This is a genomic window from Undibacterium sp. Dicai25W (genome assembly GCF_049340505.1).
Taxonomy (GTDB): Bacteria; Pseudomonadota; Gammaproteobacteria; order Burkholderiales; family Burkholderiaceae_D; genus Undibacterium; species Undibacterium jejuense.
Genome location: NZ_JBMPOQ010000002.1, coordinates 201,734 through 215,305, shown reverse-complemented (window position 1 = coordinate 215,305; position 13,572 = coordinate 201,734). Strand labels below are relative to the sequence as shown.

Annotated in this window: 14 protein-coding genes; 5 read left to right on the top strand and 9 right to left on the bottom strand. The window is 46.6% G+C overall.

What is annotated here, in order from left to right; translation table 11 throughout:
• Positions 1-3: 3 nt before the first annotated feature.
• The 3 genes from ACO0KY_RS04030 to ubiA all read right to left on the bottom strand — a co-directional run bounded on the left by ACO0KY_RS04030 (position 4) and on the right by ubiA (position 1,772).
• Entirely contained in the window at positions 4-387 is a 384-nt protein-coding gene (locus ACO0KY_RS04030; RefSeq protein ID WP_186911398.1) for a phage holin family protein, read from the bottom strand.
• Between the two features lie 2 nt (positions 388-389).
• The gene (locus ACO0KY_RS04025; protein ID WP_422999325.1) at positions 390-701 is read right to left on the bottom strand and encodes a DUF883 family protein; all 312 of its coding nucleotides are present in this window, start codon (positions 699-701) and stop codon (positions 390-392) included.
• A 204-nt stretch (positions 702-905) separates the two neighbouring features.
• A complete protein-coding gene (gene ubiA / locus ACO0KY_RS04020; protein WP_423044476.1) occupies positions 906-1,772 on the bottom strand; it encodes a 4-hydroxybenzoate octaprenyltransferase in 867 nt (288 codons plus the stop codon).
• Between the two features lie 220 nt (positions 1,773-1,992).
• On the opposite strand from ubiA, the gene ugpB reads away from it, so the two are divergent.
• The 4 genes from ugpB to ACO0KY_RS04000 all read left to right on the top strand — a co-directional run bounded on the left by ugpB (position 1,993) and on the right by ACO0KY_RS04000 (position 6,373).
• Positions 1,993-3,309 carry a sn-glycerol-3-phosphate ABC transporter substrate-binding protein UgpB gene (gene ugpB / locus ACO0KY_RS04015; RefSeq protein WP_186911401.1) on the top strand — a complete coding sequence of 439 codons (1,317 nt, stop codon included), beginning with the start codon at positions 1,993-1,995 and terminating at the stop codon, positions 3,307-3,309.
• A 185-nt stretch (positions 3,310-3,494) separates the two neighbouring features.
• Complete coding sequence (gene ugpA, locus ACO0KY_RS04010) at positions 3,495-4,376, top strand: sn-glycerol-3-phosphate ABC transporter permease UgpA (RefSeq protein ID WP_186911402.1); 882 nt, start codon at positions 3,495-3,497, stop codon at positions 4,374-4,376.
• A gap of 2 nt (positions 4,377-4,378) precedes the next feature.
• Complete coding sequence (gene ugpE, locus ACO0KY_RS04005) at positions 4,379-5,230, top strand: sn-glycerol-3-phosphate ABC transporter permease UgpE (protein ID WP_186911403.1); 852 nt, start codon at positions 4,379-4,381, stop codon at positions 5,228-5,230.
• Positions 5,231-5,287: 57 nt separating this feature from the next.
• A complete protein-coding gene (locus ACO0KY_RS04000) occupies positions 5,288-6,373 on the top strand; it encodes a sn-glycerol-3-phosphate import ATP-binding protein UgpC (protein ID WP_186911404.1) in 1,086 nt (361 codons plus the stop codon).
• Between the two features lie 14 nt (positions 6,374-6,387).
• On the opposite strand, the gene ACO0KY_RS03995 is transcribed toward ACO0KY_RS04000, so the two are convergent.
• Positions 6,388-6,594, bottom strand: coding sequence for a hypothetical protein (locus ACO0KY_RS03995; RefSeq protein ID WP_186911405.1), 207 nt, complete (start codon positions 6,592-6,594; stop codon positions 6,388-6,390).
• A 305-nt stretch (positions 6,595-6,899) separates the two neighbouring features.
• Between ACO0KY_RS03995 and ACO0KY_RS03990 the strand changes: the two genes are divergently transcribed.
• Positions 6,900-7,688, top strand: coding sequence for a helix-turn-helix domain-containing protein (locus tag ACO0KY_RS03990; protein WP_186911406.1), 789 nt, complete (start codon positions 6,900-6,902; stop codon positions 7,686-7,688).
• Here ACO0KY_RS03990 and ACO0KY_RS03985 read toward each other — a convergent pair.
• From ACO0KY_RS03985 to ACO0KY_RS03965, 5 genes are all read right to left on the bottom strand, one after another.
• On the bottom strand, positions 7,661-9,916 hold the full coding sequence (locus tag ACO0KY_RS03985; RefSeq protein ID WP_423044472.1) for a patatin-like phospholipase family protein: 2,256 nt from the start codon (positions 9,914-9,916) through the stop codon (positions 7,661-7,663). The two genes, ACO0KY_RS03990 and ACO0KY_RS03985, sit on opposite strands and share 28 nt — an antisense overlap.
• A 114-nt stretch (positions 9,917-10,030) precedes the next feature.
• Positions 10,031-10,582 (bottom strand): GNAT family N-acetyltransferase, encoded by a 552-nt coding sequence (locus tag ACO0KY_RS03980; protein ID WP_423044470.1) that lies wholly within the window; start codon positions 10,580-10,582, stop codon positions 10,031-10,033.
• 216 nt (positions 10,583-10,798) lie between these two features.
• Positions 10,799-11,743, bottom strand: a complete 945-nt coding sequence (locus ACO0KY_RS03975; RefSeq protein ID WP_423044468.1) for a LysR substrate-binding domain-containing protein — start codon at positions 11,741-11,743, stop codon at positions 10,799-10,801.
• A 207-nt stretch (positions 11,744-11,950) separates the two neighbouring features.
• A complete protein-coding gene (locus ACO0KY_RS03970) occupies positions 11,951-12,865 on the bottom strand; it encodes an SDR family NAD(P)-dependent oxidoreductase (RefSeq protein ID WP_423044466.1) in 915 nt (304 codons plus the stop codon).
• 223 nt (positions 12,866-13,088) lie between these two features.
• Positions 13,089-13,571: a GNAT family N-acetyltransferase gene (locus ACO0KY_RS03965; RefSeq protein WP_423044464.1), complete on the bottom strand. Its 483-nt coding sequence runs from the start codon at positions 13,569-13,571 to the stop codon at positions 13,089-13,091.
• Position 13,572: the final 1 nt, after the last annotated feature.

Genomic DNA, 13,572 nt, shown 5'->3' with positions numbered 1-13,572 from the left:
TCGTTAATCTATCGGTGAGCGTGAAGAATTGCCATGCAGTGCAGAGGCATCCTTGCTTAGCTCTGATAATGTGAGCGAAAGTAAACGCGGTTTTTTAACAAACTGAGCCCTCAACCAAAATCCCAAACCCAGCGCAGCAGCGGAGAAAACAGAAATCATGCCGGTAACGACAATAATTCTGTGACTTTCCCAAAATACCGCAATTAACAGTACCGCGAGCAAAACTAGCGCAAAACAAGCGCAAAAAAGGGCGACGAGAGACCAAAGCAGAAGTGAGAAAAAACGTCCCAATTCTTCTTCGATCTCTACTGATGCCAGTTCCAGCCTGGTATGGACGATGCCAATGAAGGTCGCCGCCAGTTGGCCTAGCGAGTCAAGAATCGCCATATTTATTTATTGCGACCGATCAACAACCCTACTAGCAATCCCACGCCGGCTGCGATACCAGCAGATTGCCATGGGTTTTCTTTGACATACACATCCGTGGCGCGGGCTGCGTCTTTGGTGCGGGTAACAACGATTTCTTCAACGCGAGCCAATTCAGCTTTGGCATTTCGCAGAGTATGCTCAAAGCGTGCTTTCGCTGCTTTAAAGCCTTCACCAGATTGTTGCTCAGTGTTTTTGAGCATGTCTTCGGCATCACGTATGACCTGATGCAAATCGTCCATTAATTTGTCTTTTTGCTGTTCTACAGAGCTCATCTTCGTTCCTTTAAATTGGTTTTAGATAAAACATCCAGATTCAGTCTAGGTACAACTCGACTTGCGACACTTGCGGTAGATCAAAAAACAATGCAATTGTTGCTATATTCACCTTACGTCATCCGGCACCATGTTCTGGTCAAACTGCAGGGGCGGATGAGATATCCTGCCAGGAATTTTGCTTGCCTGTGCAAATACAGACTTTTACTTTAATGCATAGTCAAGTGCAACACCAGCAAAGATTGCGGCTCCCAGCCAATTGTTATGCCTGAACGCTGCGAAGCAGCGCATGCGATCACGTTCACGTATGAGTGTGTAATGGTAGAGCGCAAAAACTACTGCAACTCCCATCCCCATATAAAACCAGCTACTTAAACCATATTGGTGCGCTATCACAGAAATCAAGGAGAAGCTTGCGCCATAACACAACATCACCGCCAGCACATCGTAGCGACCAAACGTTATTGCCGAAGTACGGATGCCTATTTTTAAGTCGTCATCACGATCGACCATCGCATATTCAGTATCATATGCAAGCGACCAAAATACATTGGCAAGCAGTAATATCCAGGCGCTCATAGGAACAGCATTTTGAACCGCCGCGTAAGCCATAGGTATGCCAAAGCCAAACGCGATCCCTAAATAAGCCTGAGGGAGTGCAAAAAAGCGTTTGAAATACGGGTAACTTACGGCGATCAATACCGCAAACACTGAAAGTTGCTTGGTTAATGTATTCAAAGGCAGGATTAACGCAAACGAGATCAGAGCTAAAATTCCAGCCACCGCCAGTGCTTCTTTACCTGAAATTTTGCCACTCGTCAGTGGCCGCTCCGCAGTACGTTTCACGTGCTTGTCAAAATCGCGATCTGCAAAATCATTGACCGCGCAACCTGCGGACCGCATCAAGACGGTTCCAACACTAAAAATGAAGACAAGTTTCCAATCTGGCTTACCGGCGGAAGCAAACCACAGCGCCACCAGAGTAGGCCACAATAGCAATAAAATTCCTATGGGTTTATCTAAGCGTACTAATTTGACATACCAATGACAACGGGTAACAAAAGCGTTCATTTTTACTTGTTTGTTGTTTCAATCAAATGGAATTATAAGTCCTCTATACATCAAGTGGTCTCAATGCTATCTTAGCCGATCTATTTATTTAATCAGGTATTTTGCAAACCAGGCGCTGAATGCGCCCAGGTGAAGGTTTCAACTGGCACACCCTTAAGAGCCTTGCTGATGACCATTTATTGCAAGTGTCCTGCTCATTATCTGTACTCCAGGAAATTACATGAAATTTTTACGACAATTTGGCTTGGCTGCCTCGGCCGCGTTGATGCTGACACAAGCCGCTCCCGCCTTAGCAGTAACCGAAATAAGTTGGTGGCATTCAATGACAGGTGCTCTGGGTGACAGAGTCAATAACCTGGCCGATGAATTCAATAAAAGCCAGTCTGAGTATAAGGTTACCCCGGTTTACAAAGGTGAATACGATGAATCTTTATCGGCCGCGATCGCTGCCTTTCGTGCTGGAAATGCGCCAGATATTTTACAAGTATTCGAGGTCGGTACGGCGACCATGATGTATGCCAAAGGCGCCATCAAGCCAGTATCCGAAGTGATGAAAATTGCTGGCGAAAAGTTTGAACCATCTGTATATATTCCGGCAGTGGCGAGTTATTACACGGCACCAAACGGCCAGATGCTGTCGTTGCCATTTAATAGTTCAACGACGGTGCTTTTCTATAATAAAGAGTTGTTTGCCAAAGCAGGGCTTGATCCGAACAAACCGCCGACAACATGGCAGGAAATGATTTCCGATGCGGCACGCCTGAAAGTCGCTGGCAGTAAATGCCCGTACACCACTGGTTGGCAAACCTGGATCCAGCTGGAAAATTTTTCAGCATGGCATAACGTTGATTTCGCATCAAAAAATAATGGTTTCGGTGGACTCGATGCGCGTCTGAAATTCAATAGCCCTCTGCATGTCAGACATATCGAAGATATGGCGAACTGGGCTAAGCAAGGCTACTTTGTGTATGCAGGCCGTAAGAGCGAAGCTGATGCGAAGTTTTATTCGGGTGAATGCGCGATGCTGACTTCATCGAGCTCTGTCTATAGCGTGATCGTCAAAAATGCGAAATTTAAATTTGGTGTGGGTGCTTTACCATATTATTCCGACGTACCAGGGGCACCACAAAATACGATTATTGGCGGCGCTTCTTTATGGACCATGGGTGGTAAGAAGAATGAAGAATACAAAGGTGTTGCTAAATTTTATAAGTTCTTATCGCAACCCGAAGTACAAGCTAAATGGCATCAAGAAACGGGCTATTTGCCAATCACCACGGCTGCGTATGAATTGACTAAAAAATCTGGCTTCTATGAAAAAAATCCAGGCACAGGAGTCGCGGTTCAGCAAATGGTGGTAAAAACGACAGATAAGTCACGTGGCATCCGTCTGGGTAGCTTTCCACAAATCCGTACTGTGATTGATGAAGAATTGGAATCTGTCTGGACCGGAAAAAAGACAGCGAAAGAAGCCTTAGATGCAGCCGTAACAAGGGGTAATGATTTATTATCTCGCTTCGAAAAAGCTAATAAATAAGCGACCTCATGATATCGTCGCGATAGCTTTTGCGCTGGGTACAAGCAAATGCTTTCGCGATGACACTAAAAGTGAGGGGACTTTTTAAGTTCGATACTGCAACTAATATCGTGCTTAATGATTGTATCGGTTGTATCGGTTGTATCGATTGTCTTGATTTGACTATTTTTATCAGAAGGTGATTCTTGGAAAAACGAGCGCGTTTTCGCTCACGATGGGTGCCCTACGCTTTATTGGCACCGCAGCTCATTGTGACAGTTTTATTTTTTTTCTGGCCGGCAGCACAAGCGCTATATCAATCAGTTTTGCTACAAGATGCATTTGGATTGTCCAGTGAGTTTGTCTGGCTGGATAATTTCAACACCTTATTTGCCGACCCCAGCTATCTGACTTCGTTTAAAACGACGGGTATATTTTCCGTGTTGGTGGCGGTATTGGGGCTGGGCATATCCTTGCTTCTCGCCGTGTTTGCTGATCGCGTGGTACGCGGTGCAGCTGTCTATAAAACGTTGTTGATCTGGCCGTATTCCGTGTCGCCCGTTGTTGTCGGTGTTTTATGGATGTTCTTGCTTAATCCTACGCTCGGTGTTGTTGCCCATTTGTTGCGCCACGTTGGTATTGAATGGAACCATTTGCTGAATGCCCAGCATGCGTTGATTTTGATCGTGTTAGCGGCAGTGTGGAAGCAGATCAGCTATAACTTTTTATTTTTCCTTGCTGGGTTGCAGTCGATTCCAAAATCCTTGATTGAAGCAGCCGCAATTGATGGTGCCGGACCGGTTCGGCGTTTTTTTTCTATCGTTCTGCCTTTACTGACACCGACCAGTTTTTTTCTGTTAGTCGTCAATATTGTGTATGCGTTCTTTGATACATTTGCGATCGTAGAAGCCACGACGCAGGGTGGTCCAGGTAAAGAAACCGAGATTCTGGTGTTTAAAGTGTTTAATGATGGCTTTAAAGGCGGTGATCTTGGTAGCGCTGCGGCGCAGTCTGTTATTTTGATGTTGATCGTGGTTGTGCTGACAGTAGTGCAGTTTAAGTATGTAGAAAAGAAAGTGCAGTATTGAACATGATAGAACGTAGACCTTTTCTGGATGCGCTGAGTCACTTCGTCTTGATCTTTGGTGTGTTGCTGATTGCATTTCCGATTTACATTGCATTTGTCGCCAGCACGCAAACCTCCGACCAGGCAGCACTAGCACCGATTTCTTTAATTCCCGGCGATCAGCTATGGCATAACATTGTGACAGTGCTCAATGGCGGTGCGAGTGCCAATGTAGATATTAATCCGGTTGCGCGTATGTTGTGGGTAAGCCTTGCCTCTGCATTGCTGATTGCCGTTGGAAAAATTTCGATTTCTATGTTGTCTGCATTTGCTTTGGTGTATTTCCGCTTTCCGGGCAGACGTTTATTTTTCTGGATGATCTTTCTGACCCTGATGTTGCCAGTCGAAGTCAGGATTAATCCGACTTATAAAGTCATTTCTGATCTTGGTATGCTCAATTCGTACGCCGGTTTGACTGTACCCCTGATTGCTTCAGCAACAGCGACCTTTCTTTTCAGGCAGTTTTTTTTGACAATTCCTGACGAGCTGGCCGAAGCTGCGCGCATCGATGGCGCGGGACCATTACGCTTCTTTAAAGATGTGATCTGGCCTTTATCACGTACTAATTTGCTGGCACTGTTTGTGATCATGTTCATTTATGGCTGGAATCAGTACTTATGGCCGTTGTTGGTGGCGACTGACCAAAATATGTATCCGATTGGTGTCGGGATTAAGCGCATGATTGCTGGTGGCGACGCTGCTGTCGAATGGAATCTGGTCATGACCACTCTATTGTTGGCGATGCTGCCACCGGGATTGATTGTCATCTTGATGCAGAAATGGTTTGTCAAAGGATTGGTTGACTCAGAAAAATAATGGCTTTTTTTCGCAGCGAGCAACCCGCAAAATAAAGAATTTGTATAGAGAGTGAAGATGGCACAAGTCCACTTAAAAAACGTAAAAAAAATATACGGTCACGGCAAAAAAGCAGTGAATGTGATTCATGGTGTTTCTGTCGATATTGATGATGGTGAGTTTGTCGTTATCGTTGGTCCTTCAGGCTGCGGTAAGTCGAGTTTGTTGCGCATGATCGCTGGTCTCGAAGAAATTAGCGAAGGCGATGTAGTGATCGGTGACAGAGTCGTCAATGACCTGGAGCCAAAAGACCGCGATATTGCGATGGTGTTTCAGAACTATGCGCTGTACCCGCACATGAGTGTTTTTGAAAACATGGCGTATGGCTTGAAGATACGCGGTTATTCAAAACTGGAAATTACAGACCGCGTTAATAAGGCCGCCAAGATTCTTGAACTGGAAAATTTACTCGATCGTACGCCCCGCGCTCTGTCTGGTGGCCAACGTCAGCGAGTAGCGATGGGGCGTGCAATTGTGCGTGAACCAGCGGTCTTTTTGTTTGATGAGCCATTGTCAAATCTGGATGCCAAGTTACGTGTGCAAATGCGCCTGGAAATTCAGAAACTGCATAAAGCATTGGCAACGACCAGCTTATATGTCACGCATGATCAGGTGGAAGCGATGACCTTAGGGCAGCGCATGATTGTGATGAATGGTGGCGTGGCAGAGCAAATTGGTACACCAGATGAAGTCTATTCCAGGCCAGCCACGAGTTTTGTAGCGAGCTTTATCGGCTCGCCGCCAATGAATCTGCTGCAAGGTAAAATCAGTAGCGATGGACATTGGATGACGATAGGCGAGGTTAAATTCGAATTGCCATTCCATCCTTTGCATCTGCAACGTCAGACTGAGGCCGATACCGAAACTATACTCGGTGTGCGTCCTGAACATTTATTTATCGGTATGCCTGGCTTACCATTTGAGGTCGAACTGGTGGAGTCTTTAGGTGCCGATTTATTGATTCATGGACGCTGCGCCGGTCAGCAAGTTGTTGTACGTGCACCTGTGGGAACGCCAGTGAGCGTTGGGCAGAAGACGACGGCAGGATTTACCTTTGATAGCATGCACAGATTTGATCCGCACACGCAGAAGCGAATTGATTAAAGCAACTGAGAAATTCACATCAACATCGAAGGTTTGCGGCGTGGCATTTGCGTGATCAGGTCTTTTTCTGCTGGTTCGGAATCGCTGATTAGATTCGACATATCTGTCAGGTGACGATTCGATACTTGCTCTATCCCGTGCTGTTGTCCAAGCATGTAGCCGGAAGCAAAGACGATACCTGTGGCCAGAATACAGGCGCTATAGCGGATGATCGTTTTCATAAACACCTTCCATGTCTGATGTTGGGATTCAGCGGGTAAATGGTGGAGGAGACACGATTCACCCGCTACGCTCACAGTAATCAAGCAAGTGCTCAACTACGTCAGAGAAATGTCTGACCAGAACACCACGTTGGCTTGGTCAGACAGTTGTTACTCACTTAAAATTCAAGAATATTGATTGCTGAGCGTAGTGTCGCAATTCATAAAACTTCGGACTAGTAAAATGTTCTAAGGTCTAGAAAACAGTATCTATGGTATCGAAATTTGATGCTATTGTTTCAAAATCTCAATTTTAAAGGGAAGCCATGAGTTCACCTGAGTTATTACTGAATGTATTGCGCGCTGAGCTTCGGGCTGCTGGAGTGACCTACAAAATTCTGGCTGAACGCATAGGGATGAGCGAGTCCAGCGTAAAGCGTATGTTCGGCCAAAAGGACATGAACTTATCGCGCCTGGCAGAAATCTGCAAAGCAGCCGGTATCGCATTGGAAGACGTGTTTCGCCAAGCCGCGGATGTGACACCGCATTCTGATACCTTAACGCTGGAACAGGAAAAATCTCTGATTGCAGACGCCAAGCTTCTGTTGGTCGCTATTTCTTGCCTAGGTCACTGGACACTGGAACAAATTGTTGAAACTTATGAGTTGAGTCAGGCCGAATGTGTCCTGCATTTGATTGCACTGGATAAGTTGGAGTTGATTGAATTACGTCCGAATAATCGCTATCGCTTGAATGTTTCGCCTGCGTTTCACTGGCGCCCCGACGGCCCCGTGCAGCAGTTTTTCCGTGATCACGTCGTGAGTGATTATTTTAAAGGTACTTTTAATCACACTGGCGAAACCTTGCTTTGCGTACCAGCAAGGGTTTCAGACCGCAGCGCCATGGAAATTGTGCAAAAAATTCAGCATCTCGCTGCGGAACTGGCGCGTTTGCAGCAAGATGATCGCCGCTTAAAACCAGAAGAGCGCGATGGCTTTACGCTCTTGGTTGGTTTCCAATCATGGGAATTTTCTGCCTTGACTGCTTTACGCCGTCCAGAGACGAAGCCTGAACTCCCACGTACGACTCACCAGATTGGGCTTAAGAAAAGATAGATGGCGGAGCCCGCGCCACGGGTTGCTCCAGCACCAAAAAACAGTGGGCCAAAGCGGGTGTCGACTGACAAGCTAGCGCTACCAGCCTGCTTTAAAATACCTCTGCTAAAAGGTTCGGTCGTACCGTAGGTACCTCCGACTTCCGCGGACAAGGCAAAGCGGATCGCGCCACCCACTGTGCTGGGCAGTGCACCTATTTTACGTGCAACTACGATCCGCCCAAACACACTTCTATCGCCGTTTAACGAGTTCGTTGGTAATCCTGATAATCTCAGAAAACCACCCAGAGGTGTATCCGGATCTTTGTTTTGTGTACGCGACCACTCACCGTATATGTGTCCTGACCAGTCACCATATTCAAATGCCCGCAAGGCACTGATGGTGGATTCCGCTGTGGAAGGTTCTCCTGAGACTTTGCTTGGTGATCTTTGCCAAATGGCATTGACGTAACTGCCTTGCGTAGGGAAAGCGAGCGAATTGAGTGTGTCTACTTTAAAATTAATAATTTGGGTAGTGTCAAAAAAGCGCAGATTAGGATCGAAAGTTTGTTCAGGGTCTGATGATAATTCCGAGTTAATCTTTCTATACCCTCTCTCTATACCCGCTTCAAGACTTCCCCAATTGCCGAATTGTCGTCCTACTAAAAATGTGGCGCTGGTGTTGCTGATTTCTCTGTTGGCGATCTTGACTCCGCTATCATAAATATTTTGGTTACGGGCGCTGTATTCGATTGCTGGCGCAATATACCACTGGGAAGCGGGTGCTAAAGGTTGCCAGAACTGTGTTTTGAATTTTCTGACACTACCAATTTTTGCCAACGTACGTAGCTCCCCTCCGTATGAATTAAGTGAGGAAGCGACGTGTAACAAATCTAAGGAAAAACTATTTTCGTCAGAAAAATTGCTGGCGAGTTCCATTCCGAAGCGCAGTCGATTGCGACTGGAATTCGATTCAGTTGGTTTAATCAGAACACTGCGTTCACCATCTTTATCGCTGATCATGGTTTCGACGTTGTCCAAATCTCCCCGACCATAAAGTCGCGTTGTTGCCTTACGAATTTGTTCTTGAGTCAGTACCTGACCTTCCTCTAATCCTGTCTGAGAAATCAAAGCAATTGGGTTGATGTATTGCGTGCCCTCAACTTCGATCTTTGCAACCGGCAATGCTGTGATGGGTGTTTTAGTGATTGATCCGGCGTATAAACGATGCTCTTCGTAGGATGAAAATTTTTCCTGAGAAATGCTCAGGTTTTGCAATTTTTCTTTTAAATTTTCAACGGCTTTTTCTCCCGCTTTGATGGCGCGTGGATATTGGGCGAAATCAAGAAAACTAATGCCATCAAGACTGGGCGAAATTAAAATATCATCGGATTTTAATTGCTTGATTGAGCGTTGCACATTTTGTTCGGTAAGGATTTGCAGCATTTGCGTTGCCACATCGACGGCACTTTGCAATTGATGCTCTTTGGCTAAAGGTGTCCCGACATTGACTGCAATAATGATGTCTGCACCCATTGCCCGCGCCATTTCTACAGGAAGATTACTGACCAAACCACCATCGACGACGAGCTTTTCTTTAATACGTACCGGCGCAAAAACACCTGGCACCGCAAGAGAGGCGCGCATGGTTGCCAGCAATGGCGTGTTATCCAGCTCGACCAGATCACCCGTTAATAAATCAGATGCGGCTGAACGAAAAGGTAAGGCCAGTTGATTTACCGGATGGTCACGCATGCCCTCGGGGAGCAATTGTGTCAATGCGTTCTCTAAGGCTGCGTTGCCAGCCGCCGCCGGAGGTAGAAATACGCCTTTCTTGGTTGCCGCAAATTCTATCCTGGTCGGAATCAGTGTATCTTCTTCTTTACGTCTGAAATCTAAATCGGTACGGGCAGGTCGATCTGAGAGGACATTATCCCAGTCGGTATCATGTACCGTCTTTTCCAACTCTTCTGGTGTGCGTCCGGCAGCGTAGGCACCACCAACGACGGCACCCATACTTGTCCCTACGACGATATCGACCGGAATACGCATTTGCCTTAGTGCACGCAATACGCCTATGTGGGCGAACCCACGCGCACCACCGCCCGAGAGTACTAAGGCAATGCGTGGTCGATTTTGCGGTAAGTTCGTATCAACGGAACTATTCGTATTGGTTTGCGCAATGCTTAGTGGTGAAATAAAGAGTAAGCATAGGATGGCGTAAGAGTAGTAAAGACGGGGCAATAGCATGTTGAAGCAAGCTCTCTGCAAACATTGAACGGGGGGGGGGGGAGACCGAAATGAATCTAAAAAGTTTAAAAAAGACAACATTATAATCTTTTTGATGATAATCCTGAACCAAGATTATTCAGGCATCGTCGTGCTGATTAATGCGGTCAGTACATGATCACGCCATGCACCGTTGATTTTCAGGTAGGACTTGGCATAACCCTCCTTTTTGAAACCAAGGCGTTCTAAAACACCTGCACTGCGCACATTCTCTGGCAGGTAGTTTGCCATAATGCGATGCAATTTTTCTTGTTCGAACATATGTTGAATGGCCGCCTTTAGTGCTTCAGTCATATAGCCTTTTCCTTGATGGGTATGTGCTATCGCATAGCCGAGATGGCATGCTTGAAATACGCCACGAACGATATTGCTGAAATGGCAGTTGCCTATCATTTGTTGGTCACACATCAGCGCCAGGAACACACCATTCCCTGCTGCCATTTGTTGCAATTGTTGATGCAAACGCTCCTCGCATTGCGCTAGTTCAAAATAGCGATCATCCCTGATAGGCTCCCAAGGGGCGAGATGCTGGCGATTTTCTTGCAGGTAGTGCTGTAGTATGCTCGCATGTTCTGGTTTCAAAACACATAAGCTCAGGCGAGGCGTAGTAATGGGGTCAATGAGCATCTTCGTCGCTGAATAAGAAATTGAAATCGGTTAATTCTTGGCGCTTGTTTCGGCTGCTATCGAAACTCTTCTTGATCCAACTATCTCAAACACTAAGGCAAAGCGCTGAGGCTCCCTACCAATTTGAGTGGGAGCATAAAGCACTTGTGGCTATACATGGTTGATAAAAATAATCAACGAAGAGAAGAGTGTGTTAGTAAAAATTGCGTCACGACTTTATTGCGCGCTGGCGCTTTCGTTTAACATGGTGACACCTGGCAGGTCGCAGGCGAGTACGGCTTCGCGTATCGCTTCTATCGCAGCCTGGCGGGTAAAACTCTTGCGCCAGGCTATCACCACGCGGCGATCCGGAACCGGCTTGGCAAAGCGCACGTAACGCAACATGCCATCAGTGGTTTCCATGTCGGGTACTGATGCGATTGGTAGCACCGTTAATCCTATTCCTGACGCCACCATATGGCGTATGGTTTCTAAGGATGAGCCTTCAAAGGTGCGGGCGATGCCGTCACCTGTGGTTGAGAAACGAGCCATTTCCGGACACACTTCCAGCACCTGATCGCGGAAGCAATGGCCATTGCCAAGCAACAGCATGGTTTCTGATTTCAATTCTTCTGACGAAACTTCTTTGCGTTTGGTCCAAGCATGATCTTTGGGCATGGCAACGACAAAGGGCTCATCATATAACGGTTGAACCATCATTCCTTGTTCGGGGAGCGGCAAAGCCATAATCGCCGCATCCAATTCGCCCTGGCGTAATAGTTCTATGAGTTTGACGGTAAAATTTTCCTGCAACACCAGCGGCATTTGCGGCACGCGCTGTATCATCGTTTTGACTAAAGTTGGCAGCAGGTAAGGGCCAATGGTATAAATCACACCGAGTCTGAAAGAGCCGGCGAGAGGATCTTTGTTTTGTTTAGCAATCTCTTTAATTGCAGCAGTTTGCTCAAGAACCCGCTCGGCCTGCGCGACGATTTGCGCACCGAGTGGCGTGGTTGAAACTTCTGTTCCACCACGTTCAAATATGGTCACTCCCAACTCATCTTCGAGTTTTTTGATCGCAACGGACAGCGTCGGTTGTGCAACAAAACAAGCTTCTGCTGCATGACCGAAATGCTTTTGCCGGGCGACGGCGACAATATATTTTAATTCTGTGAGTGTCATGAGCTTAGTTTGGCACAGACTTTCGCTGGCGTCAGCAATCTGTTTTGTTTAGGACTGCAAAAATACGAAAAATAGGGGGAGTATATATTTCATCCCATTATAAAATAAGAGGAAGCTGCCAAAAATAGAATTATACTCAGGTGGAGTATTAATTTCGTTCGCTTGTTAAATATACAAGCGAACGAAACTCATATAGGCAAGAACTTCTTAATTTTTTTGCATTTTACTCATGGCCTTGCTCAATTCCAGATGCCCTTGAGCGGTACCACTTTCAGGCACAGTTTCGCCTTCGCGCTGGCGTACTTCTGCCAAACGGGCAGCGAGTTGCTCAGGCGCATCTTGACCGCGACCGACCCATATTCCAGGCGTCAACGTGATATTCGCTGCTTCAAAACTACCCGCTCCGGCACAAAGGATGGCGCGGGTTGGCGCATCCTGGGCTGCCAGCACCAACATTGCGGGTACCACGTCTGAGGCCTTGAGTGCCTGTAAAAATTCGGCAGGGAATAAGCTTTCTGTCATTCGAGTGGCTGCGGTAGGTGCCAGACTATTGACGCGAATATCGTATTTGGCGCCTTCTAACGACAAGGTTTGCATCAATCCTACCAACGCCAGTTTTGCCGCACCATAGTTCGATTGTCCGAAGTTGCCGTATAAGCCTGATGATGAAGTCGTCATCACGATACGACCATATTTTTGTTCAGTCATGACTGACCACACCGCTTTACAGCAATGTACGGCACCCATCAGATGGACATCCATAACGAGTTTGAAATCATCAATGTCCATTTTGGCGAAACTTTTATCGCGCAAAATCCCTGCGTTATTGATCAGGATATCGACCCGACCCCATTGCGCGATCGTCTCTGCGACCATCGCTTGCACGGCGGCGAAATCTGTCACGGAAGCACCATTGGCGATTGCTTCACCGCCAGCAGCGCGTATCTCTTCTACGACTGCTTGTGCTGCGGTTAACGATGACCCGGAGCCATCGCGCGCACCGCCAAGATCATTAACGACTACTTTGGCACCGCGTGCCGCCAGTGCTAATGCATGCTCACGCCCTAAACCGCCACCAGCTCCAGTCACAATTGCAACTCTGCCTTTGAAATCAATAGTCATTTGTTTTCCTTTAAACGATGTTGTTGAGTCGATCCGCTTTGCTTATTACTTTTTATTTATTACTAAACCTGAATGAGGAAATATCTCTTAATCCGCATGAATGTCGAACAACATTGTAATTGCTGTCTTTACGGCAGGTGCATGCAGGCATCAATTTATTTAGGAAATTGCCTCCAAAACACGGAACAGATCATCCTGTTCTTCGTACTGTATTTGTTCATTGCTAAGTGAACTTTTTTTGCATCATGATTGCCCCACCCATGGCAGGATTTAATTCATAACTGGTAAATCCCTGATCTATATACAAAGCATGTGCTGGCGCGTTGCCCTGTAATACTTCCAGCGTGATTTTGCAAAAACCTTTGGTTTGTGCAAAGTTGCTGATGAAGCTTAATAATTTTTTGGCGATTCCTTGTCCCCTGAACGCGGGATGTACCCCAAAATCATGGATATTCAGTAAAGGCTTACAAGCGAACGTAGAAAAGCCCTCTATGCAAATGGCAAATCCAACCGCCTGATCATTCTGATAGGCGAGAAAGCCACGAATATTTGGGCGCTTTTGTAACTCGGCGATCAGGTTTTGTCGTGCAAAATCTGATAACGGTTCGCCACCACCCATGGGGTCGCTGGCATAGGTATTTAGCATCAATACCAAATCGTCTGCATGCTGCACTTGTTGTAAATCGGCTTGGAGAATGGTTAGCATA